Source organism: Pantoea sp. C8B4, from assembly GCF_051336905.1.
Taxonomy (GTDB): Bacteria; Pseudomonadota; Gammaproteobacteria; order Enterobacterales; family Enterobacteriaceae; genus Pantoea; species Pantoea rwandensis_B.
Genome location: NZ_JBGMNK010000014.1, coordinates 77,981 through 104,129 on the forward strand (window position 1 = coordinate 77,981; position 26,149 = coordinate 104,129).

The window sequence follows — 26,149 nt, forward strand, 5'->3', positions numbered from 1 at the left end:
ACAGGAGGTTGTTTTGGAGCACATTGATCACATTCTGGTCGTCGATGATGACCGGGATATCCGTGAACTGATTACCGATTACCTGATCAAATCAGGCTATCGCGCCACGGGCGCCGCCAATGGCCGTGAAATGCGCGCCATGTTATCGGCGAATGCTATCGACCTGGTGATCCTCGATATCATGATGCCAGGCGATGATGGCCTGACGCTGTGCCGCCAGCTACGCAGTGATACCCAGCGAAACCTGCCGATTCTGATGCTCACCGCCCGCAGCGAGGATACTGACCGCATTCTCGGCCTGGAGATGGGCGCGGATGATTATCTGATCAAACCCTTTGTCGCCCGCGAACTGCTGGCGCGCATCAAAGCCATTCTGCGCCGCACCCGCGCCTTGCCGCCTAATCTGCAAATTACTGAGGCCGGTCGCATTATCGCTTTTGGTGACTGGCAATTAGATACCTCAGCACGACATCTCATCGATCAAGAAGGGGTGATCGTGGCCTTGAGTGGGGCTGAATACCGCCTGCTGCGCGTGTTTCTCGATCACCCACAGCGGGTATTGAACCGAGACCAACTGTTGAATCTGACTCAGGGGCGCGATGCTGAGCTGTTCGAGCGCTCCATTGATCTGCTGGTCAGCCGCTTACGTCAGCGCCTGCGGGATGATGCGCGTGAGCCCGCCTACCTGAAAACGGTGCGCAGCGAAGGTTATGTGCTGGCGGCACCGGTGATCATTAAAGAGGCGCATGAATGAAGCTGTGGCCGCGATCGTTACTGGCGCGCCTGCTGATTATCGTACTGGGTGGTTTGTTGCTGGCGAATGCCACCACCTTAGTCAGCTTGATGATCGAGCGCATGAGCAGTGCCAAAACCGTGATGCTCGGCAACCTCGAATATGATGTGGCGACCAGCGTCGCCATTCTTGATCGTTTACCCGCAGCAGAACGCCCCGGTTGGCTGGCAAAACTGGAGCGCGGTAACTATCGCTACGAATTATCAAAAGGTTTACCTGGCCCTTATCCCAGTAGCTGGCGTGCGCGGGATGCCGTCCGTTCATTACAGGAGAGCCTGGGCGGACGCTATCAAATGAGTATTCACGCCATTCCAGGCCCGCGTGAGCATATTCAGGTGCATTTAACGTTACACGATGGCGCGCCGTTGACGCTCGATCTCTGGCCGCGTATGCCCGCCATTGCGCGCTGGCTACCGGTGGTATTGGTTGGCCAGCTACTGTTATTGCTCTGTTGTGCCTGGCTGGCGGTGCGTCAGGTCGTGCGGCCCTTTATGCGTTTTACTCAGGCAGTCGAGAGTTTAAAGCCGGCTTCTAACAGTGCACAACTGATGCCAGAAAGTGGTCCAGATGAAGTGCAGCAGGCGGCACGTGCGTTCAATGCGATGCAGACGCGCATCCAGGATCATCTCAAAGAGCGAGCCCAGATTCTGGCGGCGATCTCCCACGATCTGCAAACGCCGATTACCCGCATGAAGCTGCGCGTGGAGATGTCAGAACAGCCAGAGTTGCGCGATAAGCTACTGGGCGATCTCGATAATATGAGCCGCTTAGTACGAGAAGGCATTGCCTATGCTCGCTCATCGGAAGTGCTGGAGGAGGCGCGGCAGGTCGTCAGTCTGAATGCGTTTCTCGACAGTATTGCCTGCGACTATCAGGACATCGGCAAAGCCGTGACATTCAGCCCCTGTCATGGCAGAGACACTTTTGCCGTCAGGCCACAGGCGCTGCGCCGCATCATGACCAATCTGATTGATAATGCGCTGAAGTTTGGTAGCGAGGCTGGCATGGTGCTGAGCGCGCCGCAAGGGGATCGGGTAGAGATTCACGTGCTGGATAACGGCCTAGGTATTCCTGAAGCGGAGTTGCAGGCGGTGCTGGAACCCTTCTATCGCGTCGAGAGTTCGCGTAATCGTCACACCGGCGGCACCGGGCTGGGTTTGGCGATCGCCACGCAGCTGGTGAGTCAGATGTCTGGCACGCTGCATTTATCCAATCGGGCGGAAGGCGGGCTCGACGCGCACATCACTCTGCAGCAAACCGATTTGTAGCCTTTTGTATCTGCGCCGCCCGTACACATACAGACTGACAAAACGGGCGGTATCAGACACTTCGTGAACACATCAGCCTGGTTAAATGAGCGCACTGCTCAAGCACGCAGCCTTTTAACCACTGTCACGAGGTTCCTATGAAAACGTTGTCTCACCTCTTTTCCGCCACGCTGCTGGCACTCTCAGTTGCCCCTTTCGCGCAGGCTGAAAGTCTGCACTCGGTTGTGCTGGTCCACGGCGCATTTGCTGATGGCAGTAGCTGGAATCGTGTTATCTCGCAGCTGCAGGCCAAACATGATGAAGTGATTGCGGTACAGCTGCCACTTACCTCCCTGCAAGATGATGTCGCCGCCACGCAACGTGCCATTGCTCAGGCGCATGGCGACGTGGTGCTGGTCGGTCACTCCTGGGGAGGAACGGTGATCACCGAAGCCGGTCATGACAAAAAGGTCAAAGCGCTGGTGTATATCGCCGCCTTTGCGCCGGATAAGGGGCAATCTACGGCTGAGCTGGCGGATAGTTATCCGGCACCGGCTGGCAGCGCGGGGATCACCAAGACCCCGGATGGATTCCTGACATTATCGCCGGCGGCGGTGGCACAAGACTTCGCACCAGATGTTAAGCCCGCACAGCAACGGCTGCTCGCCGTAACGCAAGGTCCCATCCGTGCCGCCGCCTTTGGCGACAAAGTGACGCAAGCAGCCTGGGTGGAAAAGCCGACTTGGTATTTGGTCAGCCGCCAGGATCGCATGATCAACCCCGATCTAGAGCGGGCGATGGCGAAAAAAATTCATGCGCAAGTGAGTGAAGTCGCGGCGAGTCATGTGTCGATGTTAAGCCAGCCGGATAGCGTGGTACGTGTGATCACCGCTGCGGTTAACGCCCATTAAGGAGGCCCTATGTCTTTCATTATTGCTTTCTTTGCAGGCATGTTGACGTTACTCAGCCCTTGTACCTTGCCTGTAATTCCGTTTGTGTTTGCCAGCGTGCGCGGTCAAAAAGGGCAGTTGCTGGCACTGTTGAGCGGCATGGTGATGATGTTCACCGCCGTCGCACTGCTGGTGACAGTAGCCAGCCATTGGGTTGCCAGTGTTACGGCGGCTGGACGTGGGATCGCGTTGGCTTTCTTGGCGGTAACGGCGCTGACATTACTGTCAAAGCGTATTGCTCAGCATGTTACCCAACCCTTTGTGGCGTTGGGCAATCGCATCAATAATGCCAGCAATCGCCGTCGTGGTTTAGCGGCAGCCTTTTTGGCGGGGTTGGCGACCGGGATGTTGTGGTCACCCTGCGCGGGGCCGGTGCTGGGCGCGATTCTCAGCCTGGCCGTGGTGGGGAAAGATCCTGTCTCGGTTGGCCTTTTGCTGGGAGCCTATGGCAGCGGTGCAGCACTGATGTTGGCGTTGCTGTATGTGGCTGGACGCGGATTAGTCACACGATTACGGCCGGGTTTGGCATTCACCACGCGTTTGCGCCAGGTGGCGGGAGGCTTCATGCTGGCTGCGGTCGCGTTGATTGCCAGCGGGACACAAGGTCAGTTGCAGCGTGGCCCTGCGTTTGCGCAGCATCTTGAACAACGTCTGAGTGAATGGGCGCCACAGCCCACAACAACACCTCGCCTCGAACCTGTCGTGATGCCAAAAACGCGCAGCGATCTGCCCTCACTGGATGGCGGCACGGCATGGCTGAACGGTTCACCGGTGACGCCAGAAACGTTAAAAGGCAAAGTGGTGTTGGTGGATTTCTGGACCTACGACTGTATTAACTGTCAGCACACCTTGCCGCATGTGCGTGATTGGGCCAATAAATATCAATCTGAAGGTTTAGTGGTGGTAGGCGTTCACACTCCGGAATATCCGTGGGAAAGGGATGAGAAAGCGGTGAACCGTGCCATCAAACAGTGGCAACTGCCTTACACCGTGGTCGCGGACAATAATTACAGCATCTGGAATCGCTTTGGTAATCAGTACTGGCCTGCACATTATATTTTCGATGCGCAGGGTCAGTTGCGATACAGCGCATTTGGTGAAGGCAATTATGCGGAGCAGGAACAGGTGATTCAGCAGTTGCTCAAAGAGGTTAGGACGTAAACAGAGGCCGCCATGGATGGCAAGCTTGCTTTGCATTACCGCGATGTCACCGTGGCGACAGGAATTGATGCCGCAGAGCCGTGTGCAGCAAGGATCTTAATCCGCTCAATGCCCAGACGCACAGCACGCTGCGCGCGACCCACAAGCACCAACTTAATACGTATAAGCCCGGCCTGCTCCCACTCATCCGGTTCATGATCCTGCTCAGCAAAGCTCAGTGACGAAGGAGTGCCGGTCAGCCAGCCGCCCTACCCATCAGTAAGCTGATGTTCTGATGAGGCAAGCGTGTTTCACGCCCCCCAAATCCTCTCCCCTCACACCAATACGTAAGATAATTGTTAGTGTCATAGGCGCAAGATGTGACTAGTTGTGTGTAAATATGACAAAACCAGTTGCTTGCACAAAAGAAATGCCTATCATAACGATAATCATTATCAATTGAATGATGGGATTGGCTTATGGATCACCTCTTCCAAACAGCGGATGTTGAAACTGTTGGGCTGTGTTTACGCTATCGTGCGCATCCCGATGATGCTTTTCAGGCTGATGGCAGCCGGAAACTCAGAATCAACACCCTGCTCATCCCATTCCATGTTGAACACTTCATCGGAAGAAAATAAACAATGAAACAGCCTACTCTCTGGGTTTTAAAACCGTGCCTGCTCGCGATGCTCTCTTCCAGTGCCTGGGCTGAGGAGCCAAAGGACGATCAGATGGTGGTCTCCGCCAGCCGCACCCACCGCAGCGTCGCAGAGATGGCGCAAACCACGTGGATCATTGAACAGACTGAAATTGAGCAGCAGGTTCAGGGCGGCAAAGAGTTGAAGGAAGTGCTGGCACAACTGATTCCTGGCATGGACGTTAGCAGCCAGGGGCGAACCAACTACGGTATGAACATGCGTGGTCGTTCAATGATGGTAATGGTTGATGGCGTGCGCCTGAACTCATCACGCAGCGACAGCCGCCAGCTTGATTCCATCGATCCCTTCAACATTGAGCGCATTGAAGTCATTTCCGGCGCAACCTCGCTCTACGGCGGCGGCAGCACCGGTGGTCTGATTAACATCGTCACCAAAAAAGGGCAGGCAGGCACCGAGGTAGAGTTGCAAACCGGCGCTAAAAGCGGCTTCAACAGTCATAACGATCATGATGAAAACATCGCGGCGGGCGTAAGCGGAGGTAATGACAAAGCTTCCGGACGCCTGTCCGTGGCTTATCAGCGCTTTGGCGGCTGGTATGATGGCAAAGGCGATGAGGTGATCATTGATAATACCCAGACCGGGCTGCAGTATTCCGATCGTCTGGATGTGATGGGCACCGGAACGCTGAACATTGATGAAAGCCAGCAGTTGCAGCTGACAACGCAATATTTTAAGAGTGAATCAGATGGAAAGCATGGGCTGTATCTGGGCGATAACTTCTCGGCCGTGACCGGTTCAGCCAACGCCTACAACGCTGACAATCTCAATGCCGATCGCTTGCCTGGCACTGAGCGCCATCTGATTAACCTGCAGTATTCCAACACTGATTTTCTCGGTCAGGATCTGGTGGCACAGATTTACTATCGTGATGAAAACCTGACTTTCTACCCCTTCCCCACCCTCAGCGGCGGCCGGGTAACCAGTATTGGCGCTTCACAGCAGAAAACGGATTTCTACGGCGGTAAGTTGACCCTCAACAGCAAACCCGTCGATGCCTTAACGCTGACTTATGGCGTTGATGCTGAGCACGAAACGTTCGATGCCAACCAGCAGTTCTTTGACCTGAACACAGCGGCGCAAAGCGGCGGGATGACGCTGGAAAATGCCTATAATGTCGGGCGCTATCCGGGTTACAGCATCACCAATCTTGCCCCTTTCCTGCAGTCCAGTTATGACATTGATGCCATCACGCTGAGCGGTGGTGTGCGCTATCAGTACACAAAAAACAAAGTGGATGATTTCGTTGGCTACGCGCAGCAGCAGGCGATCGCAACCGGTCGGGCAACCTCAGCTGACGCCGTACCTGGCGGCTCAACCAGTTACAATAATTTGCTGTTCAACGCTGGCATCCTCGGCCGTATTACCGAGCGCCAGCAAGTGTGGTTTAACTTCTCACAAGGTTTTGAAATCCCGGATCTGGCGAAATATTACGGCTCAGGCACCTACCAGTTGGCTAACGGACATTACAACCTGCTCAACAGCGTCAACGTGAACGACTCCAAACTGGAGGGGATTAAAGTTGATGCCTACGAACTGGGCTGGCGTTACACCGGTGATAATCTGCGCACCCAGCTTGCGGCTTATTTTTCGCTTTCGGATAAAACCATCAGCATTAATAAAACCGACATGACCATTAATCTGGATGACGATAAGCGGCGGATCTATGGCGTTGAGGGCCAGGTCGACTATTTCTTCAACGACAGCGAGTGGAGTACCGGCTCGAATTTCAACATCATCAAATCAGAAACGCGCGTCGATGGAAAATGGGAGAAGCTGACCATCGACAGCGCCAGCCCGTCGAAAGTCAGTGCCTGGCTGAACTGGGCACCAGGAGACTGGAATCTGCGGGTACAAAGCACGCAAACCTTCGATGTATCTGATGCCGACGGCAAGAAAATTAATGGCTACAACACCGTGGATTTCCTGGGAAGTTATGCGTTGCCAGTTGGCAAACTCAGCTTTAGCGTCGAGAACTTGCTGGACAAGGATTACACCACCGCGTGGGGACAACGCGCGCCAGGGTTGTACAGCCCAACCTATGGTGATGCCGGGCTTTATACCTATAAAGGTCGTGGCCGGACATTTGGGTTGAATTACTCGGTGGTGTTCTAACCTCTAATGGGCATCTGCTCGGGCAGGTGCCGCCTCTTCCCCTCGCTTCATACTCACTGGCCCGTCAGGCTCTGTAAATCAGTTAATCCCCCTCTTGATTGACGAAGTTATGTCTCCAAAGAAGCGCGCATAGTGATATTTCCGCTTCTTTGAAATTCCGTAAGAATTCACGTATCCAAACGCCTAATAAAAATATTCAGATTGGGTATTTTCGTGCGGCGGTTTCACCTGCTAACTGAATAACCTGAACATAGGTAATACGATGCAAAACAAAGGTTCACTGCTTTTACTGACGCTGTCCGTTGCTGTCTTTGGCGTCATCACCACGGAAATTGGCATTATCGGCTTACTCCCCAAACTCATCTCACAGCTGCATGTCACCGCAACGCAGGTGGGTTACCTGGTCAGCATCTACGCTGTGATTGTGGCTGTCACTGGGCCCTTCATCACCTTGCTGCTATCGGGACTGAATAAGAAAACGGTGCTTCTCGCCATCTTGTTAGTGTTTGTCGTCTCTAACCTTATCTATGCCACAACAGACGTTTTTAACACCATGCTGATTTTCCGCGTGCTTCCGGCATTGACTCATGCGGTGTTTTTCTCCGTTGCGCTAGTGGTCGCGACTCAGTCCGTTCCGAAAGAAAAAAGTGCCAGTGCGGCAGCTAAAATCTTTGCAGGGGTGGCGATCGGACTTGTGCTCGGCGTACCGCTGAATACACTGCTGGCTGAACATATTTCGCTGGCTGCTGCCTTCTGGTTTGCAGCGGTGGCTTGCTTTATTGCTTTTCTCGGCATCCTGTTATTCGTTCCCTCCCTGCCAGCAAAAGCAAAGGTCTCCTTTGCCAGCCAACTCAGCGTGCTCCGCAACGGCAAGCTCTGGCTGACCATCATCACGGTGACGATGATTTTTGCGGCGATGTTTTCCAGTTTTAGCTACGTGGCCGATTACCTTGCTGGCATCACGCACCTGAATAACAACACTATCAGTGGGTTGCTACTGGTGTTTGGCATCTGCGGGTTTATTGGCAACTTTGTCTTTAGTAGCTTCCTGCAGAAAGATGTGGTGAAAACCACCCACCTGTATCCGCTGTTATTTGCACTGATATTGGTGCTGATCTGGATCACCGGCAGCTCCCTATTGGCCATGTGCCTGTTGACGGTTTTCTGGGGAGCATTCCACTCCTCTGGACTCGTGATCAGTCAGACATGGCTAATGCGAGAAGCCAGCCAGGCACCCGAGTTTGCCAATAGTCTTTACATGTCGTTTTCAAATCTCGGCATCACCATTGGATCTCTGGCTGGCGGCTGGTTTATTGCCGAGTTCGGCACGCATTCGGTGGTATTGAGCAGCATTATTTTTGCCGTGCTGGCGTTTATCAGCATCCTCATAAAACATCGAGCAGACAATGCAGGACACCGTTCCGGGGCCATATGCCCAGCCAGACAGAGTTAGGATTATAAGCTGCCGTTAGGTAGGGATAATTTCGCCTTCAGCAAAGAGAAGGCGAGATTATTTGCTTTCATTACATCAGTTGAATCAGTCCATTAAGCCCTCATCGGCAGCTTTAACCAGCGTGTCCACTATAAAGCGGATTTTAGGCAGTAGCTGACGGCTTTTCGGCCACAAGGCACTCACCGGCATTTCGCCTCCCGCATACCCACTCAACACCTCGACCAGTTCCCCACTGGCAAGATATTTCCCCACCAGCCAGAGCGGCAGCTGAGACAATCCGCACCCGGCGAGCACGGCCGCCAGCATCGCATCGCCATCGGCAAATTCATGGGTCGCCGGCGGCGTATAACGCGTTACCTGGCCAAGGCTGTTTTTCAGCAGCCAGATTTTCGGCTCATTGCGTCGCAGGCCGACAATACATTCATGCCGACTGATATCACCCGGTTCTCCAGGCACACCAGATCTTTGCAGGTAGTCGGGAGACGCACAGATAACCAGTTTCTGTGTTGTCAGGCGCCGGCCTATTAGTCCACTACTGTCAGCCAGCTCACCAATGCGGACGACCAGGTCTATCCCCTCTTCTATCGGATCGACAAAGCGTTCACTGAATGTCACTGTCATTGAGAGTTCCGGATACTGACGGAGCGTGCGCAGCAGATGAGGCAAAATACGCTGCCTGCCGAACGCTGCTGGCAGGTCTACTCTTAACCGTCCTGATGGCTCGGCAATATGCGATGTCAGCTCGGCTTCAGCTTGTTCCAGGATCTCGATAGCGCTCTGACTGCTTGCCAGGAACCGTTCACCATCCGGCGTCAGGCTGAGGCGTCGGGTCGAACGCAGGAAAAGTTCTACGCCAAGTCGTGTCTCTAATCGGCCAACACTTTTGGCGACAGCCGATTTGGTCAGGCCCAGTCGTTCTGCGGCAGCGGTGAAACTGCCGTGCTGTGCCGTCGCCACAAACGCCGTAATTCCCCCAAGATGGTCTGTTTTGCGCATGGGATAAGTTCCTGAATAATGTGCTGACTTCCGTTTGGGGAATATTCAGTCAGCAAGGCAACAGATGATGATTGTGGAATTAATGTATTCAATGGTGGGTTTGAATGCCAGTTAACCGCGAAAATCGAGCATGTTCTAAAATCTATTTTAAGTAAAACCTGATTTAGCCGATGAGTGCCGGCTCACTTCGTCGCAGGCAACACGATATGAAAGATTTCAAAGGAAACAAACAGTCCCTGCCCGTCCGCTATTGCAAACAGTGTCACAAGCCCATGACCTGGCGAAAAAAGTGGGAGAAATGCTGGGAAGAAGTGCAGTACTGCTCGGAGCGCTGCCGCCGTACGGAGAAAAGCCACACGGACAGCAGCGAGTAATAGCTGGATTTCAGGCGCTAGGCTGTTGGCGCAGTTTCATTAGGACTCTCGCCAAAATGTTCACGCATATGGGCTTCGATCTCCTCCAGCGATTTACCGCGAGTTTCCGGCAACATCACTGCGACAAACACCAACGATGCCACGTTGATGGCGGCAAAAATGAAGAAGGCATTATTCCCCACCAGCGACAGCAATGGCGGGAAAGCCAGGGCGACGAGGGCGTTACATATCCACTGAAAAGCCACGGCTGAACCCGTTAATACTCCGCGAAGTTTCATCGGGAACAATTCAGACATCAGCAGCCAATACACGGGCGAAATACACATCTGCATAAAGAACAGAAACACCAGGATGCAAGCTAACGCCAGCAGGCTCTGCGTCAAGCTGTGCGGCAACAGCACCAGCACAGCGCCCAGCGCCAGTTGCATGGCGATCACCACCGATAGCCCCGTCATCAGCATAGGACGGCGACCGAAATGGCTGATGGCTTTGATACCGGCAAAAGTTGCCAGCACCGACACCACGCCGTTGCCAATCGTGGCGGCGATCGACGCACTGGTTCCCAGACCGGTGCTTTTGAGAATGATAGGCGTGTAATACATAAAGGCGTTCACACCGGTGAATTGTGCAACGATCCCCATGCCGCAGCCCAAGAGCAGCAGTCGCACTATCCATTTTTCTTTCAGCAGTTCGCGAGCGGGCGGCCCCTGGCGGGCTTCGCGCGCGTTCTGCCGCATCTCCGCCATCTCTTTTTTAATTTCGCGCGGGTTCTCTCGCAATTTACGCAGGATACGCAGCGCCTCATTGACGCGCCCTTCGGCCACCATCCAATGCGGTGAGGCCGGGACAAAGAAGGTGCCAATAAACAGCAAAATGCCGGGAATCATCGCCAGCGAAAGCATATAACGCCACATACTCGGGTCATGCAGCAGCAGGCTCATAGCCGCACTGACGATATAAGCCAGCAACTGCCCTGAAACAATCATCAGCTCGTTACGGCTTACCAGAGGCGCACGACGTTTTGGACCCGCAATTTCAGCGATAAACACCGGAACCGTTGAGGATCCTCCCCCCACCGCAAATCCGAGGATAAAGCGCATCACCACCATGATTTCAAGATTAGGGGCGATGGTCGTGCCCAATGCACCCGCGACAAACACCACCGCAAGGCTGCGCAGCGTAATTCTGCGGCCAAAGCGGTCAGAGACATAGCCGCTAACGAAGGCTCCGATGGCTGAACCGAACGTGAGCGCGGAAGTGACCAGCCCTTCGGTAAAAGGCGTGAGATTCAGCCCACCCTGCGAGATCGGCAGAGTCATATAGGGCAGCGCACCCGAAATGATGCCGGTGTCGTAGCCGAACGCCAGAGCGCCCATGGTAGCCACTAACACCACAAAAAACAGACGTTGCTTAACAGTGAAATTCAGAGACCCGCCGTCATCAGACGGTGGCTGGGAAGGGTTTTGCATTTAAGCTTCCATGGGTTGCAAAAACACGGCCACAGGCCGTGTAAAGAAAGGTATGAGTATAGTCAAGATTTGAAAAATGAGATCTAAATCACGGTAATTCATTAAGCCGGTGTCTTTTTGGCGACAGTTTCACCGTCTGATTTCAATTCCTCATAGAAGCGTGACCATTGACGGCATGCACATCACACGAAAAGCGATGTATGCGCGACAGAGGACCTGCGAAGGTGATTAGGGCACTGGCTTAGAACAGTCGCATCAACCCTCAGGGGTTAATCCATTGGAAGGATGTCAGACTTCCCGATGGGGAATAATTCAAACTTGCCCTGCGGTTGTCATTTCGCTGTAACTGAAACCAATCCAGTGACTCCGCCTGAAAAACCAGCACACCAAAATGGCGCTGACCGTCTTCTCTGCCCTCCTCATCTTGAGCATGGCGAACAAGTTCGCGCTGAGACAGCAATGCATCTCCGGGGGGCCCGCCGGTATAACTCTTGCGCGTCCAGACTGACAGCCCTTGCCATGTTTGCTCGGCGAGAGTGCTTGCTGGTTCATATTGTTTAAAATGCCCCTGCAAACGTAACTGCAAGCGCGTTTGTGAGCAAAAACCCAATACCGTTGCGGCGGGGTTAATGGCTAACTCCTGCCATTTTGCACTGCGGATATCTGTGTGAAATTCCAGAAGTCGTTGGGAACTGTCAGTGCGCCTTAACACCATCATGCGGGCCTGCGGTTTCAGTTCACTATCGATGGTGCAGACATTCAGATAGCGAAACCCAGCATGGGGATCGTTTGCTGCAGCGTTGAGTTCCTGCCAGGCCATGGCATCAATATTTTCAGGTTCTGCTGTCAAAAGTCACCCCCTCTCATGTAAAGAAAGACGTTAAGTATAGGGACTCGGGCGCTTTCATTGAGGTATTGCGGGAATAGCTTTAAAAGGGGGGAAACACTGAAGACGCTGAACCCTCCGCACACAAGGTACGAAGGGTTCAGACAGCAGATTATGCCAGGGCCTTTCTCCGATGAGAATTCAGCCGGATCAGAATCGGTAGTTCGCCGAGATGGATACGTTACGCGGTTCGCCGTACACGGTGTTTCTGCCGACATCAATGTTGTAGGTTTTGTCGAACAGGTTGTTCAGGTTAGCCTGCACAGAGAGCTGTTTGGTGACCTGATAGCGACCGAACAGATCCACCAGCGCATAGCTGCCTTGTTCTGCATACAGCGTTGAAGTCCCGCCAGGACCTGCCACGTTATCCCAGGTGTGCGTCTGCCAGTTCACGCCGCCGCCCACGGTCAGATCCTGCAGCATCGGCAAACGATAGCTGGTGAACAACTTCAGTGAGGTACGAGGCTGCGTTGGGTTCAGCGCGGCATTATCGCCATCTTTCGCCACGTAACGTGTTGCACCAAAGGTCATTTGCAGGTTGTCGGTCACTGCGCCGTTGATCTCAAATTCAACGCCTTTGCTCACCGTACCGTTCTGCTCGTAATAGGCGTAATCGGTGCTGCCTGAAACCAGCGCATAATCCGTCGCGCCCAGGTGATCCTGCTCGATACGGAACACCGCCAGCGACGCGGTGACACGGCTGTTCATCCAGTCACCCTTGATCCCGGTTTCATAGCTTTTACCGGTGACAGGTGTGAGATAAGCACCCTGCGCGTTACGATAAGTCTGCGGTTTGAAAATCGAGGTGTAGCTGGCGTACGCGGAATAGGTGTCGTTGATGTCATACACCAGGCCCGCATACGGCGTGATGTTGTTCTTCTCCATATTCTGCGTCAGCGTTTTGGCGTTGTATTGCGTGTAACGGGCGCCAAGGATCAGATGCAGTGGATCGGCCAGTGAAATGCGCGTGGCTAAATAAGCGGATTTCTGACGGATCACATTATCCTGAGACAGTGCCTGGTCGTCCCAATCCGGTTCTGGATAATTACCCCAGTCATTAAAATCACCCACGTCTGCCGATGTAAAGCTGGTGGAAGCACCGACATAGCGATCGTGCTGACGGATATAAGTGACACCCGCCATTAACTCATGCTGGCGACCAAAGAGCTCATACGGCCCCGTGACATAGGCGTCTGCGGTATCTTCTTTGCGTTTTGCGGTGTTGTAGCCGGTGCCGCCTAACAAATCATAGCCTTCATAAGGGCCAATACCGATACCGGTCGATTTATCAAAGTAACCATCGATATACAGCAGCTTACTATCCATGGTCGCTTCAGTGTGCGAGCCGCTCAGGTTGAGCTCCCAGCCGTTATTAAATGTCTGCTTCAGGCTGGCGAACACCTTTTTGGAATCGCTGTTGTTATAGGCCCAATCTGGCGCGATGTTGGTGCTGCGGGAGTAATTGGTTTTGCTGCCGTCGAGGTAGAACGTCGGCAAGCCACCCCAGGTCGCACCTTGTATGTTGGTTTCCTGGTAATCGTAACCCAGTGTCAGTGTTGTGGAATCGGTGAGATCGGCCGCGACGGTGCCATACAGGAATTTCTTCTGTGTATGGTAGTGATCCAGCCAGCTGTCGCCATCCTGATAGCCCGCCACCACGCGACCCCGCACGTTTCCTGATTCGGTCAACGGACCCGAAAGATCGGCAACATAGCGTTGGGTGTCCCAGCTGCCATAGCTGGCTGAGAGATTACCCTGAAACGTTTTGCTGTCTGCCTGCTTGTGCACCATATTAACGGATGCCGCCGGGCTACCCGCGCCGGTCATCAGACCCGTTGCACCACGCACCACTTCAACGCGGTCATACACCGCGGTATCTGACAGGGTATCACCCAGGTTCCAGGCGCTATCAATCAGTGCTGACACACCATCGATTTGGTAGTTATCGATCATGAACCCGCGAGAGTAGAAGTTGCTGCGGTTGGCACCGGAGTTGAACTGACTGACGCCCGTGGTGTTGGTTAAGACGTCAGTTAACGTCTCCAGCTTCTGATCTTGCATACGCTGTTTGCTGATGACAGAAATCGATTGCGGCGTGTCGCGCGCGGTCAGCGCTAATTTAGTCGCTGCACGCGTAACAGGGACGTTGTAGTCCGTTTCCTGGCTGTTGTTACTGCTTCCGGCAGCCGCGGTGACTTCCAGCGTTTGCTCCTGAGTGTTGGTTTCAGCAGCGGAAACGTTCGGGCTGTGGAGTGCGGTGGCGATAACCAATGCCAGCAGTGAGAGTACAGGCAACGTTTGGATGCCACTGGCGTTATTATTCGCCTTTATTAACCTGGCCTGGCGTGAAGAACGAGACATTATCATCCTTTGAAATTTGTTATTAATGAGATGACTGGTGGGTGTTCAGATGCGCAAACGCCCAACTCCGTCAGGATTTGAGACAGAATTCCCTGTAAAACCTATTTTCAGATCCGACTACAGCAGGGAGCGCTTTCGCGTGAAAGAGACGCACAGCAACAGATTCCCCACCCGCCCAAGAAGGCGAATGAGAATTATAATTATTATGATTCACTGAGCAAGTTATTTACGGTAATGACGGAAAATAAACAGAATCCACGGAAAGTTATAACCTTTAGTGATTATCCCCAACAGCAATCGTAGAAATAAATCAGTCTTGGCATGGGAAATTATTTAATTCCCTCTCAGTCTAAAATATTAAAATAGTGTTGAAAGTCTTTAAAGGAGAGTGATTGAAGATCAATGAATGAAATGATTAATATCGAATCGATTGCCGTTTGCGCATTTAATCAATACTTCTGATCGATACAGAGGCAATATCGGCAATAACATGAATGACAACCTGAATAAAGACACTGTTATTCGCTGACACACTGGTGCCAGCGAATTTACGCCTGTCCAAAAGCCATTATGCTACCGACTGGCTATCCACGCTGGTAAAACGCCCCAGCTTCAGCTTCACTCAGCGCGAGTGTCTGCACCGAGCCGGTCTCCGATGAGCGCACAGCCGCTTCCAGCACCGCCATAACGGCAATGGCCTGGGCTGGAGAAACAGGATTAGCCTGCTTGCCTGCCAGCGCATCACGCACCTGAATGTAGTACTGACGCTGGTCGCCTTTGGGCGTTTTAACTGACGTGACTTGCAGATTGCTGTCGAAAACCATCAAATCATCCTGATCTTCGCCCCAGGTCGCAGAGCCCGGCACGATTCCGGCAAGGAGCTGTGCTTCCTGCTGGTCGGCTTTAGGTTTGACCACGCTGCCCTTATCCCCGTGAACGGTAAAGCGTGACACGCCACCCGCGGCGAGCATGCTGGCATGCAGGATCACTTTATGCTCCGGGTAGCTCAGTGTGACGTGCGCCCAGTCATTGCTTTTGCCGCCATGACGCAGGACGGCGATGTCACCAGCAACGGTTTCAGGCAGCCCAAACAGTTGCAGAGCCTGATCGATTACATGAGGGCCAATGTCGAACCATAAACCGCTACCAGGAATATCGTGCTCTCTCCAGCGATCGCGCACCTCTGGACGGAAGCGATCGATGTGAGACTCGAAATGTTTAACCTGACCAATCGCGCCAGAATCGATGACCTTCTTGACCCCCAGGTAGTCGGTATCCCAGCGGCGGTTTTGAAATACTGAAAGCAGTAATTTCTTCTCGCTGGCCAGTGCCGCCAGTTCTCTGGCCTCTTGCAGGTCCAGCGTGAAAGGTTTATCCACCACCACATGCTTGCCGGCGTTCAGCGCCATTTTAGCTAAAGGCGCATGAGTCGCATTGGGCGAGGCGATGACCACCAAATCAATATCTGTATGCTGGATGGCCGCTTCCGGGGAGTCGACAACGATGACATCAGGCAGATCCTTTTTAACCTTCTCCTCACTGCCGGATGAAACAACATGCAGTTTCAAACCGGGAACGGATTGAATTAAAGGGGCATGAAATGTTTTGCCGACAAATCCGTAGCCGATCAGTGCAACATTAATTTCTTTCTCAATACTCATCTCTGTCTCCTTGCCATTAAGATTGTGTGATGCTGACCTGCGTTGAACCGCTAACGTCAAACTCGTTCCAGGGCGCGTCAAGGAAGAGTTGATGAATATCGGTTAGCGGTGCGACCAAATAGGGCTCACAGCGGTTGAGCTTCATATGATCGGCCACCACCCAGTGTTCGCTGCTGGCTGCCAGCATGGCACGCTTCACTTCAGCATCACCCTCCTGGCTGGCACTCAGTCCAAAGCGGGCATGCAGCGCACAGGCACCCAGAATGGCGATGTCTGCACGATACTTCTCGAGCAGAGATAGCGTGGCGCTGCCGGAAAACAGCCGTTGCTGCTTGTCCCATTTGCCGCCCAAAAGAATGAGTTCGACTTCGGGTTTGTCGCTGAGGTGATGGGCGATATCCAGGGATGTGGTGATGACCGTTGCTGGGCCTTTTAGCAGCGTGGCGACAGCCAGCACTGTGCTGCCCGCATCCAGAAACAGCGTGGCACCTGCCGGTATTTTTTCCACCACTCGCCTGCCAAGTTCGATTTTGACGTCGGGAATCAGTGCGCTGCGCTGGTGGCGATTCATCGCAGACAGATCCAGTGCCACAGCTCCCCCATGGTTCTTTTGCGCCAGTCCTTGTTTTTCCAGATCGGCCAAATCGCGACGCACGGTGTCCGCAGAAACCTGCAGCTGCTCTACGAGCTGCCCAATTCCCACCTGCCCTTGCTCAAGAAGCAGTTCCATCAATAATTTTTGTCTGGCTGTTTTATGCATGCCAACCTCAAAGCCGCAAAATACTGCAATAGGCAGCAGAATACCGCAAAAAAGTTGCAGTTAATATCTTTTCTACAGCGCTGGAACGCTCGCTACATCAACAGCACTGGCGAGCGATTTAGGGATAACAATCGAAGGGATGAGAATTTAAGACACGGCACGGACGGGATTTGGAGTTCGGGTTAAGTACAAGCCATTAAATCTGCTGTTCTTACCGCCGCGACTGATGGCTTCCGGTGAATATGTTGAGGTGAACGCGACTGCACAACGACACTTACGATAACCGTAATAATGATGTGACCGCCTATGCGCTGCCGTATTGAACTTAATGAAATAATTAGCCGGGTTACGGGTGGCGTAATCCGGCTTAGAGTGCAGATAATCGGTTGCGTTCTACGTCTGCTACAAAGCCCTTAATGCTCCATATCCCAACTTTCCTGCCAGGCAGTCCAAAGCAGCGAATCCTCCATCTCAAGTGCATCAAGCTTGATAAGTTCACCTGCCGCCACATCGCGAGTCAGGACTTTATTGGAGAGCAAGTAGTAAGGGGCCACCTGCTCAGCGTCCGCTTTTGCTAACAGGCGTGCACTGACATCAGGAATAGTATGGTGATGTCCGCCCATTTCCAGCAGCTCACCCTTTTTCAAATCACGATCCGCATAACCCGCCATCACGGCATGTATTGCTTGTTGGGTCGATCCTGATGAACGCTGATGGAGTACGGCAGAGAAGATGGAGTGCGGTGATTCCAGACCCATAATATGGTACGGCAGATAAATACACGCGTATTTACGATTGCGTCCCACCACATGCCCTTTACCCGCGAGCATTTCCCAGGTGGCATCATCCTTACAGCGTACAATGATAAATACCCCGCCGCCGAAGCTGACTTCATCATCACGGCGCAGACAGTTGAAAACATCGACCACCCCGGTTTGCGTCAGAATGCCGCCCTCTTCCAGCGGGATGAAGACATCTGCCAGTTCACTGATGTGACAGAGCGGATAGTTCAACGCATCACAGGCGGGTACCAGCGCAGCTGAGTTTGCGACCACATTCATTTCGCAATAATCAGGTGTGGCACTCAAAGGAAGCATACTGAGCAGAGCTTTACGTTCAGCCAGCGTGTGTTTTACGTCCTCTCCGAGCGCCCAATGCCCGGCTAGCGCCTTCGCATCAACCTTGCGACCGCAGTAATCCAGCTCCCCGCTGGTTTGTGACCAGACATAGTCATATTCACTGGATTTACCCGCAGCGATAACGTCGAAGCCAAGGACGCGAGCCCAGGTGATGAGTCCCAATAAGTTGGCAGGCTGGTCACCATCCACTGTGGTATAAACGGCGTTATGTTTTAACGCCATGTTGTTCAGCCAGGGCCCTGCCACCGAGTCAGTCTCTTTGCTGACCATTCCCACATGCACACCGCGTTGTAATGCATTCACTGCAATCCGCACACTGATCTCAGGCTTACCTGTGGCCTCAATCACCATATCCAGCTCAAGGTTATCCAGCAGATTAAAATCAGCAACAATAGCTGTCTTCCCCTGCGCCTGGGCGTCCAGTGTGGAAGCAGCATCGTCACACACTGTGGCTTCTTTACCGTAGTTCAACTCCTGCAGCAGGTCCTGTGCACCCTGCGTGTTCAAATCGCACAATGCCACGATGTCCAATGACGGAATGTCACGGCACTGCACCAGCAGTGAGCGACCAAACCCGCCCGAAGCCCCTGTAACGGCAATGCGGATACGGCGCGATTTCAGTGCATCAAACAACAGTTCGTAATTCATGATGTTACCTCAGTATCAGAGCGATCATTCAGCCGACAAACATGTCGAGCAGAAGAACAAAAATCAGTCCCAGCAGGGAGATAAATGACACCAGCAGCGTCCAGCTTTTCAGTGTCTCGGCGACCGTGAGCTGGAAGTACTCTTTGAACAGCCAAAAACCAGAATCATTGACGTGGGAGAGCATCAATCCCCCGGTACTGGTTGCCAGCACCAGCAGTTCCAGATTGACGCCGCTGTGTGCGGCAAGCGGTGCCACGATTCCGGCAGTGGTGACCACCGCCACGGTTGCGGAGCCAATGGCAATGCGAATTAGCGCAGCGACCGACCAGGCAAGCACCAAGGGTGAGATGTTCCAGTGCAGCGCTGAATCGGCGATTAACTTGCTGACATTGGTTGCAAGCAGCATCTCTTTAAGCCCACCCCCTGCCCCCAGAATAAGGATGATGGCAGCACAGGGTCCAAGGCATTTACCGAGGATTTTTTGCAACTGCGCCATAGTGAGGCCGCTTTTGATACCCAGCGCCCAGATGGCAAACAGCACGGCAATCAGCAATGACACGATGGGATCGCCAATGGTATTCAATAACATTGATGCGTTACCGTCTGCCGCCAGATGTCCTTTTGCCAGTGTTTTTAGCATCATCAAAATCGGTGGCAGTAGGATCGTTAGCATTGACAGAAAAAATGTTGGCGAATGATGGCGCGCAGGATCTATAGCCTCGGGCTCGATATCCTGTTGTGAGAAATCCTGACGCCTGAGATCGGGGAACACCTTCAGCGCCCAGCGGGTAAACAAGGGCCCACACAGGATAATCATCGGCAGAGCGAGCAGGATGCCAAACAGCATGCACAGACCCGCATCAGCACCATAAGTCGTCATCGCCAGGGTGGGTGAAGGATGCGGTAACATCAGCCCATGAGCAATATACAGACCTGCCGCCAGAGGAATGCCAATACGCATCAGCTGGCTACGGGTGCGACGTGCAATCGCATACACCAGCGGTACCAGCATGACAAAACTGACATCAAACAAATGAGGAAGGCCAATGATCAATGCTGCGATGCAGATGGTCAGCGGGATCATGCGTACCGACCCTAGCCGGATAAAGGTGTTGGCGATTTTATCGGCCGCACCGGACTCCAGCATCAACCCTCCCAGCATGGTACCGAGGCCAACTACCAGCCCGGTTGAGCCCAATACACCACCAAAACCTTTTTCAAAACTTTTTATGGTTTGCGTTGGCGATAATCCCGCTGCAATACCGAGAAATCCTGCAGTGATAATGAGGGCAAGAAAAGGATGGAATTTAAACTTGCTGATTAAAATAATGAGCAATGCTATTGCGCAAAACAACGCAACAAACTGACTTATTTCAAAATGCATAAAACCTCCGGGCATGTCGTAAAAACACACCTCATATTTCTATTATTATTAACGTGAGTATCACGCCATGCAGGGTTCAGACCAATTGATTCACATGTTGACTCTCCTAATCGGCTACCGCAGAAGACACCTGGTGCAGGCGCAAATTTAATTCCTGCAGTTTTGGGATTATTTCAGTGGGCAGTTGGTTATCACATATTATGTCGTCCACTTGATCCAATGGGCTGATATGGAACATGCCATATTTGCCATATTTACTGCTGTCTGAAACCAGCACTTTACGACGTGAAGCCGCCAGTACAGCTTGCTTAACCAGCATCTTACCTTCATCCGGCGTTGAAATACCTCGCACTGCATCCCATGAGCTGGAGCTGATAAAGGCAATATCAATGTTATGCTGACGGATGAATTGCGCAGCGCTGTGTCCGACCGCAGAGCGGTTGCGTACATCAACCTGTCCGCCAGTATGAAACAACTCAATCATCGGTGAAGCCATCAGGAAATCTGCGATAGTAAAGTCATTGGTGATCACCGTGATTTTTTTTAACTTACTGGCAATAACCCTGGCGATTTCATAGGTTGTCGTTCCGGCATCTAAATAAATAACACTACCGGACTCAATTAATCGCTCAGCTACCTGACCAATATTTCGCTTCACAGCATGACGCAACATGGTTTTCTCGGTGTAAGGCAACTCCTGGATTAAGGCCTGATTAAGCTTTGCACCACCACTAATTAAAGCAACCTTACCTTCTTTTTCCATTTCTTTTAAATCCCGACGAATCGTCATATGAGAGACGTCGAGAAGTTTTACCAAATCACTGATGGCCGCATGAGCGTGCTGATGCAGATAGCTATAAATATAAACGCGGCGTTCATCAGGTAGCATCAATTATTCCTTAGCAATCCGTGGGGATTTTTTTCGTTCGGTAGACGGTTTGCAGTTCTGCTACCTGCTCTTCATTTAAAATCACCATGCCATGAGGTCGCAGGGTAAACCATAAGCGAGCCGTATCTTCCAACTCTTCCGCATTGAATACCGCATCTCTGAGCGTAGCACCGCCGATAACCGGACCGTGGTTCGCCAGCAGCATGGCATTGTAGTTTGGCGCCAGTTTTGCCACTTCATCCGCCAGTCCTGGGTGTCCTGGTCGCAGATATGGCACTAAGGGCAGTTTTCCCACACGCATCACAAAATAAGGGGTGATAGGCGGCAGGCAATCGAAAGGGTCTAAGCCTGGTAAGCAGGAAAGCGCAGTTAAAGACGGCGAATGCAAATGAACCACACCACCAATGTCTGCACGCTGACGATAAAAAGCCAAATGCATCAACGATTCTTTTGACGGTTTCTCACCCGAGACCCAGTTACCTGCTGCGTCCAGTTCACTTAAAGTCGCCGGATCAAGGGAACCAAAACTGGAGTTAGTGGGCGTCACAAGGAATCCCCCCTCTGGTAAGCGCGCACTAAGGTTCCCAGCCCCTCCACTGCTATACCCACGCATGAACATGGACTGCGCCAAAACCACCATCTGTTCACGTAAAGCTGACGCGCTCATGCAAAGATCTCCTGCGCTTTAAAAAAGAAGTTTTCGTCACCAAAATTGCCTGATTTCAATGCTAACCAGAGGGAGCGATGAACATCTTTTACCCAGGGGACGCCCGGGGTGATAGTATCGCCAATGGTAAACCCCTTAACACCCAGTTGTTGCACCAGCAGACTTGAAGTTTCTCCACCCGCCGCGATGATTTTGTTCACCCCGAGCTGGTTCAAGCGTACAGCCAAAGCAGCCAGCAGGTTTTCGATTGCCGATCCGACAACTTCCAAACCAAATCGAGCCTGCATAGCTTTAACTTCTTCTGCTGGACGGGTGGCATAGATAAGGGGCGCCCAATCCTTTGGCTGGGACTGATACCAGTCAGTAAGTTCTTGTAGGTATGCATCGCCCGCTTCAACGGCTCGCTCGACGTCAATGGCCTTAGCCGGTGCAGTCTGTCGATAGCGCGCGACCTGTTGATTGGTCATTAACGAGCAACTCCCCGCCAACACCACACTATTCCCTTCCCGCGCTGGTATCGCTTGATCTTCGCGCATTGGGTTGTGCGGTTGGCTTGCTGCGAGCGCACCTGCCAAACCGGATCCACCGGTTAACAGCACATCTTCAGGCAGTGAGGCGGCTAAAGTCATCAGATCTGCATTGGTCAGCGCATCCAGCACGGCATAGCGCTTACCAGCCTGTTGCAAGGCGAGCAGATGCGACTGAATGGCCTGTTTTCCCGCCTGAATGCAGCTCAGTGGGATCAGTCCGCACTCGCCTGAAGCTTGTTTTTCCATGACGCGCAGCAGATTTGCATCTGTCATCGGAGTTAAGGGATGATTCTGCATACCAGACTCATTCAATGGTTGCCCATGAACAAATAAATGCCCGTGCACCACTGTGCGGCCATTAATGGGCAAAGCAGGACAAAGCACGGCCAGATTTAAACCGGTTTCCGTCAATAACAGGTCGGTGACAGGCCCAATATTTCCCAGCGCTGTGGAATCAAACGTCGAACAATATTTAAAATACAGGCGCTTGCAATGCTGGTGATTTAACCACTTCATGGCCTGACGGCTTAATGCCTGCGCTTCAGCCACCGCACATGAACGACTTTTCAGTGAAATCACTACCGCATCAACGTTGGCGAGATCGACCTTATCATCAGGGATGCCATTCAACTGGATGACTTTCCATCCGGCGAGCGCAATAAAACTCGCGATGTCTGTCGCCCCTGTAAAATCGTCAGCAATTATGCCCAGTTTAGGCGCCATAACCCGTTCCAATCATGTTGTGAATATGTGAGATATTTTGAAGGGATTTGTTTCACAAATAGATGAGCAAACTCACAGTTTTCACACTAATAATTAGTAGGCTAAATTATTTATTTATCTGAAATTTAATGACTTTATCTTAAAACACTTTTTCACACTCCATTGTGAGGTTTTGTGATAATTGTTTGAATACCGGGATGGGTGTTGGTGTTGGTGTTGGTGTTGGTCAACGTACCGCGTCGCTCACCAGTGATAGGGTGGCGAAGGCACGAGCGGATTTGCATGTTAAATCATGATCAGGGAAGAATCAGCCACAGTCATACCTGCGCCTTGTCATGCACTGGCATGGCGTTTTTTCTGTCAGGAGTTGGTTTGCTTGTTAATGTGTGATAACTCTCAATGTTTCAATAACAGGGCTCGCTGTATTCCTAGACGACTGATATAAGTTGAGAGACGCTCTGCGTGTCTTTCAGCGGCCACCAGACCGATATAGCCGTCTGGCCGAATTAAGTAAGCCGTGTCTTTTTTGAATCCTCTTTTCTCAAATGCATCCTGCCAGGGAAAAACCTGCCAATCCACACTATGACGATCACACCAGTTCCTGACGTCTTCAGCGGCTGTTCCGTAAATGTGTATTTGCCAGACTATCTTTCTCAGTGATGCATAATTGTCAGTCTCACCCACGGCGACATACGGCAGGCGATCGCCCGCACTGATCTCTCCCGCTTTTCCCTCACTTAGGGGACTGTCCAAATAGCTCATCGTCGTTTGCGAGATTATCCGGAAAAGGTATTCGCGTACGCGTCCATATTGATAGGCTTGACTGGCGATCGCTGGTGCAATGTGCGTACGCACGAAATCGGCGAACCCGCCAGCGGCAGTGACAAAGGTGAATACCCGATCTGTGGTTTTCACCAGTTTGTGAGCGAAGGCTTTGCGCTCCGCTTCATAGCTGTCCAGTAAGGTTTCAGGGGCCTGAGCTTTAATCACCGCAGCCAATTTCCACGCCAGGTTTATCGCATCGGCAATGCCAGTATTCATCCCCTGCCCTCCTGCCGGGCTATGGACGTGCGCTGCATCACCCAGCAGAAATGCGCGGCCATCACGGAAATGATTGGTCACCCGGTGATGAACACGGTAAGTAGAAAACCAGTTAACCTGTTGGATGCTGAGCCCTAATCCACTGATGGCCCGTTGGCTGACATCGTCAAAAGCGTGCTGCTGCCTATCTCCTTTTTCACTCTCGACAGTGCCGATCAAACGATATTGATGTTCTGGTCCATAAGGCATAACTAAAACAAAATCTGACTTGTCGAAAGCGATATGTCCCTCATTCGCGGGTGTCACTCCACTGGCCAGCACATCGGCAACGTAGAAGAGGTGGTTATAAGTGCCGCCCTCGAAGTCACTACCCATTTGATGGCGCACCGAAGAATGCGATCCATCACAGCCTGCAAGGTAGGTGGCAGTGCAGATTTCGATTTGCCCTGTTGATGTCCTGATCGTAGCAACGACGTTATCGCCCTCTTCCCTGAACGACATGAATTCTGTTTGCCGTTCGACGTCGACACCTGCAGTCTTTAAGCGTGCGACCAGAAGTTTTTCATGTATGTCCTGGGGCAATACAAGCACAAACGGATAAGGTGAAATAGTTTTACCCGCATTCTGCAGGGGAATACGCGCCTTCGGTTCTCCCCTCGCCCACATATTCATCGCCGGCATTTTATAGCCTGCTGCTATAACCTCTTCAGCGATATCCAGCTGACGATAAAGCTCAAGCGTGCGAGCCTGAACAGCCATCGCTCGTGATGTTTCACCTGGTCCCTGACTCTTGTCGATGATTCGAACCGACACACCTTGCCGGGTGAGCCAGAGCGCCAGCACCAAACCGGTGGGCCCAGCTCCAACGATGAGAACGTCGATATTGTTCATAGGAGTATCCGACTGTGGCGCAAGTAATACATGCAACGCCATGGTAAACGCCTGAGGTTAGTTAGATTCGCACATCTTAATGCAAAGTATAATTGCACTTGATAGCGCCGGACGTGCTTTAGCTCACCGTCTTTCTAATACTCAGAATAAAGCATTCTTAGAGGCAGTAGATGAGTACCCTCCCCTTCCTGACTTGCGATCATGGATGCTAATGCTTAAAGCGTGAAATGACATTGTCACGTTTTCAGATAGATTTTCTCACCGGCCTGAAAACGCTATAAGGTAGTGTATTAGAAGAAAATTTCAGAAATTTTCAGGCTGAAAATCACCATGTTTTTTTGGTGAAGATGAAGAGACGGCAATGATAGCTATTGGGTTGTTTGGACTTTGCGTTTTGGACTCTACGTTTTGAATCCTGGTAAGGTATGTCGATGCATTCAGCGTGCCGTATTTTTGAATTGTTCATTTCTTTGAAACTGCTGGCTGGGCAAGTTTCTACAAGAGCGGAAATCCATCTAAGCGATATCGGCATCTCGTTATCATTCTACTTTGACGTGCACGAAGGCGTCATTGCCAAAAACAGCATACAAGCCTCATCCTGGATTCCGCCTTGCCTTTATCATCTCTAAGGTGTGATTAATGACTTTTGTTGGTTATGGAGATGGAATGATCGCATCTGATAAATGAAATGCTTTTGGTGCCAGCAATATTGGATTGGCCGGATAGGTTGAGTTGTTTGGATTGTATTGGACGCTGGACGCTGGACGCTGGACGCTGGACGCTGGACGCTGGACGCTGGACGCTGGACGCTGGACGCTGGACGCTGGACATTACATTATGGCACTACTGACTCAATGTCGCGTGAAATGACTTAGACTTCGTGATTTTTTCACCAGAAAATAAACTACTTAAGCAACTGAAAAATAATAATTAATCTCAATTTTTCAGGCTGAAAATCACCACATCTTCTGTCATTTTCATGCTCTATTTACGTGTTAGCTACGCGTCTCCTTGATTCTCACCCGGCTGATAGATGAACTCTATAAAGCGTCAGGTGATGGTTACGGGTTGGCACTTCGATAGCGAATAACAATCCCTGATATACATAAATCTTCTACTCTCTTGAATGAATCTACAGGGTCTCAATGTAGATGCTTAAAGCAACTTAAGTTCAGAGTTCTCATCCGCTGAAGTACAGCAGTTAATACATGTTTGAATCAAGACTTATTAATGTCCCTGACCTGCCCCCAGTATTAGATACAACCTTCAGTTAGTAATGTCGGTTGATTTTTCTTCATGCCTCCCGTTTCGCC

General features: G+C 51.9%; 21 protein-coding genes. 9 read left to right on the forward strand and 12 right to left on the reverse strand.

What is annotated here, in order from left to right; all coding sequences use genetic code 11:
- The first annotated feature begins 13 nt into the window (after positions 1-13).
- From ACCW76_RS16650 to ACCW76_RS16680, 7 genes are all read left to right on the forward strand, one after another.
- A complete protein-coding gene (locus ACCW76_RS16650; RefSeq protein ID WP_436339288.1) occupies positions 14-754 on the forward strand; it encodes a response regulator in 741 nt (246 codons plus the stop codon).
- A complete protein-coding gene (locus tag ACCW76_RS16655; protein WP_436339289.1) occupies positions 751-2,061 on the forward strand; it encodes an ATP-binding protein in 1,311 nt (436 codons plus the stop codon). Before ACCW76_RS16650 ends, ACCW76_RS16655 begins: the two co-directional genes overlap by 4 nt.
- Before the next feature lie 137 nt (positions 2,062-2,198).
- A complete protein-coding gene (locus tag ACCW76_RS16660) occupies positions 2,199-2,951 on the forward strand; it encodes an alpha/beta fold hydrolase (protein ID WP_436339290.1) in 753 nt (250 codons plus the stop codon).
- A gap of 9 nt (positions 2,952-2,960) precedes the next feature.
- The gene (locus tag ACCW76_RS16665; RefSeq protein WP_436339291.1) at positions 2,961-4,151 is read left to right on the forward strand and encodes a cytochrome c biogenesis protein/redoxin; all 1,191 of its coding nucleotides are present in this window, start codon (positions 2,961-2,963) and stop codon (positions 4,149-4,151) included.
- A 458-nt stretch (positions 4,152-4,609) separates the two neighbouring features.
- Positions 4,610-4,771 (forward strand): hypothetical protein, encoded by a 162-nt coding sequence (locus ACCW76_RS16670; RefSeq protein ID WP_436339292.1) that lies wholly within the window; start codon positions 4,610-4,612, stop codon positions 4,769-4,771.
- A 3-nt stretch (positions 4,772-4,774) separates the two neighbouring features.
- Positions 4,775-6,964 (forward strand): TonB-dependent siderophore receptor, encoded by a 2,190-nt coding sequence (locus ACCW76_RS16675; RefSeq protein ID WP_436339293.1) that lies wholly within the window; start codon positions 4,775-4,777, stop codon positions 6,962-6,964.
- A gap of 262 nt (positions 6,965-7,226) precedes the next feature.
- Entirely contained in the window at positions 7,227-8,417 is a 1,191-nt protein-coding gene (locus tag ACCW76_RS16680; protein ID WP_436339294.1) for an MFS transporter, read from the forward strand.
- A gap of 84 nt (positions 8,418-8,501) precedes the next feature.
- Here the strand turns inward: ACCW76_RS16680 and ACCW76_RS16685 are convergent, their stop codons facing one another.
- On the reverse strand, positions 8,502-9,413 hold the full coding sequence (locus ACCW76_RS16685; protein WP_436339296.1) for a LysR family transcriptional regulator: 912 nt from the start codon (positions 9,411-9,413) through the stop codon (positions 8,502-8,504).
- Between the two features lie 206 nt (positions 9,414-9,619).
- Here ACCW76_RS16685 and ACCW76_RS16690 point away from each other — a divergent pair, with 206 nt between their 5' ends.
- Positions 9,620-9,787 (forward strand): DUF2256 domain-containing protein, encoded by a 168-nt coding sequence (locus ACCW76_RS16690; protein ID WP_436339298.1) that lies wholly within the window; start codon positions 9,620-9,622, stop codon positions 9,785-9,787.
- Between the two features lie 17 nt (positions 9,788-9,804).
- Here the strand turns inward: ACCW76_RS16690 and ACCW76_RS16695 are convergent, their stop codons facing one another.
- The 11 genes from ACCW76_RS16695 to ACCW76_RS16745 form a co-directional block, all read right to left on the reverse strand.
- On the reverse strand, positions 9,805-11,256 hold the full coding sequence (locus tag ACCW76_RS16695) for a sugar porter family MFS transporter (protein ID WP_436339299.1): 1,452 nt from the start codon (positions 11,254-11,256) through the stop codon (positions 9,805-9,807).
- Between the two features lie 262 nt (positions 11,257-11,518).
- Entirely contained in the window at positions 11,519-12,106 is a 588-nt protein-coding gene (locus ACCW76_RS16700) for a pyridoxamine 5'-phosphate oxidase family protein (RefSeq protein ID WP_436339300.1), read from the reverse strand.
- A 186-nt stretch (positions 12,107-12,292) separates the two neighbouring features.
- Entirely contained in the window at positions 12,293-14,503 is a 2,211-nt protein-coding gene (gene fhuE / locus ACCW76_RS16705; RefSeq protein ID WP_436339302.1) for a ferric-rhodotorulic acid/ferric-coprogen receptor FhuE, read from the reverse strand.
- Positions 14,504-15,087: 584 nt separating this feature from the next.
- Positions 15,088-16,164: an oxidoreductase gene (locus ACCW76_RS16710; protein ID WP_436339304.1), complete on the reverse strand. Its 1,077-nt coding sequence runs from the start codon at positions 16,162-16,164 to the stop codon at positions 15,088-15,090.
- Between the two features lie 16 nt (positions 16,165-16,180).
- The gene (locus tag ACCW76_RS16715) at positions 16,181-16,924 is read right to left on the reverse strand and encodes a DeoR/GlpR family DNA-binding transcription regulator (RefSeq protein WP_436339305.1); all 744 of its coding nucleotides are present in this window, start codon (positions 16,922-16,924) and stop codon (positions 16,181-16,183) included.
- A 413-nt stretch (positions 16,925-17,337) separates the two neighbouring features.
- On the reverse strand, positions 17,338-18,711 hold the full coding sequence (locus ACCW76_RS16720) for a hypothetical protein (RefSeq protein ID WP_436339306.1): 1,374 nt from the start codon (positions 18,709-18,711) through the stop codon (positions 17,338-17,340).
- A 28-nt stretch (positions 18,712-18,739) separates the two neighbouring features.
- Entirely contained in the window at positions 18,740-20,095 is a 1,356-nt protein-coding gene (locus ACCW76_RS16725) for a gluconate:H+ symporter (protein ID WP_436339307.1), read from the reverse strand.
- Positions 20,096-20,201: 106 nt separating this feature from the next.
- On the reverse strand, positions 20,202-20,984 hold the full coding sequence (locus tag ACCW76_RS16730) for a DeoR/GlpR family DNA-binding transcription regulator (RefSeq protein WP_436339308.1): 783 nt from the start codon (positions 20,982-20,984) through the stop codon (positions 20,202-20,204).
- 10 nt (positions 20,985-20,994) lie between these two features.
- Complete coding sequence (gene otnC / locus ACCW76_RS16735; RefSeq protein ID WP_436339309.1) at positions 20,995-21,651, reverse strand: 3-oxo-tetronate 4-phosphate decarboxylase; 657 nt, start codon at positions 21,649-21,651, stop codon at positions 20,995-20,997.
- On the reverse strand, positions 21,648-22,904 hold the full coding sequence (gene otnK, locus ACCW76_RS16740; RefSeq protein WP_436339310.1) for a 3-oxo-tetronate kinase: 1,257 nt from the start codon (positions 22,902-22,904) through the stop codon (positions 21,648-21,650). The genes otnC and otnK overlap by 4 nt, the downstream gene beginning before the upstream one ends.
- Positions 22,905-23,300: 396 nt before the next feature.
- On the reverse strand, positions 23,301-24,836 hold the full coding sequence (locus ACCW76_RS16745) for an FAD-dependent oxidoreductase (RefSeq protein ID WP_436339312.1): 1,536 nt from the start codon (positions 24,834-24,836) through the stop codon (positions 23,301-23,303).
- Positions 24,837-25,568: 732 nt separating this feature from the next.
- Between ACCW76_RS16745 and ACCW76_RS16750 the strand changes: the two genes are divergently transcribed.
- Positions 25,569-25,706 carry a hypothetical protein gene (locus ACCW76_RS16750; RefSeq protein ID WP_436339313.1) on the forward strand — a complete coding sequence of 46 codons (138 nt, stop codon included), beginning with the start codon at positions 25,569-25,571 and terminating at the stop codon, positions 25,704-25,706.
- Positions 25,707-26,149 lie beyond the last annotated feature (443 nt).

What these genes read in the sequence shown, in the direction of transcription:
- ACCW76_RS16675 (WP_436339293.1), top strand. Translation starts at nt 4,775, where the DNA reads ATGAAACAGCCTACTCTCTGGGTTTTAAAACCGTGCCTGCTCGCGATG.
- ACCW76_RS16725 (WP_436339307.1), bottom strand. Translation starts at nt 20,095, where the DNA reads ATGCATTTTGAAATAAGTCAGTTTGTTGCGTTGTTTTGCGCAATAGCA.
- fhuE (WP_436339302.1), bottom strand. Translation starts at nt 14,503, where the DNA reads ATGTCTCGTTCTTCACGCCAGGCCAGGTTAATAAAGGCGAATAATAAC.
- ACCW76_RS16720 (WP_436339306.1), bottom strand. Translation starts at nt 18,711, where the DNA reads ATGAATTACGAACTGTTGTTTGATGCACTGAAATCGCGCCGTATCCGC.
- ACCW76_RS16710 (WP_436339304.1), bottom strand. Translation starts at nt 16,164, where the DNA reads ATGAGTATTGAGAAAGAAATTAATGTTGCACTGATCGGCTACGGATTT.
- ACCW76_RS16660 (WP_436339290.1), top strand. Translation starts at nt 2,199, where the DNA reads ATGAAAACGTTGTCTCACCTCTTTTCCGCCACGCTGCTGGCACTCTCA.
- ACCW76_RS16680 (WP_436339294.1), top strand. Translation starts at nt 7,227, where the DNA reads ATGCAAAACAAAGGTTCACTGCTTTTACTGACGCTGTCCGTTGCTGTC.
- ACCW76_RS16690 (WP_436339298.1), top strand. Translation starts at nt 9,620, where the DNA reads ATGAAAGATTTCAAAGGAAACAAACAGTCCCTGCCCGTCCGCTATTGC.
- otnK (WP_436339310.1), bottom strand. Translation starts at nt 22,904, where the DNA reads ATGGCGCCTAAACTGGGCATAATTGCTGACGATTTTACAGGGGCGACA.
- ACCW76_RS16665 (WP_436339291.1), top strand. Translation starts at nt 2,961, where the DNA reads ATGTCTTTCATTATTGCTTTCTTTGCAGGCATGTTGACGTTACTCAGC.
- ACCW76_RS16730 (WP_436339308.1), bottom strand. Translation starts at nt 20,984, where the DNA reads ATGCTACCTGATGAACGCCGCGTTTATATTTATAGCTATCTGCATCAG.
- ACCW76_RS16745 (WP_436339312.1), bottom strand. Translation starts at nt 24,836, where the DNA reads ATGAACAATATCGACGTTCTCATCGTTGGAGCTGGGCCCACCGGTTTG.
- otnC (WP_436339309.1), bottom strand. Translation starts at nt 21,651, where the DNA reads ATGAGCGCGTCAGCTTTACGTGAACAGATGGTGGTTTTGGCGCAGTCC.
- ACCW76_RS16715 (WP_436339305.1), bottom strand. Translation starts at nt 16,924, where the DNA reads ATGCATAAAACAGCCAGACAAAAATTATTGATGGAACTGCTTCTTGAG.
- ACCW76_RS16655 (WP_436339289.1), top strand. Translation starts at nt 751, where the DNA reads ATGAAGCTGTGGCCGCGATCGTTACTGGCGCGCCTGCTGATTATCGTA.
- ACCW76_RS16695 (WP_436339299.1), bottom strand. Translation starts at nt 11,256, where the DNA reads ATGCAAAACCCTTCCCAGCCACCGTCTGATGACGGCGGGTCTCTGAAT.
- ACCW76_RS16685 (WP_436339296.1), bottom strand. Translation starts at nt 9,413, where the DNA reads ATGCGCAAAACAGACCATCTTGGGGGAATTACGGCGTTTGTGGCGACG.
- ACCW76_RS16670 (WP_436339292.1), top strand. Translation starts at nt 4,610, where the DNA reads ATGGATCACCTCTTCCAAACAGCGGATGTTGAAACTGTTGGGCTGTGT.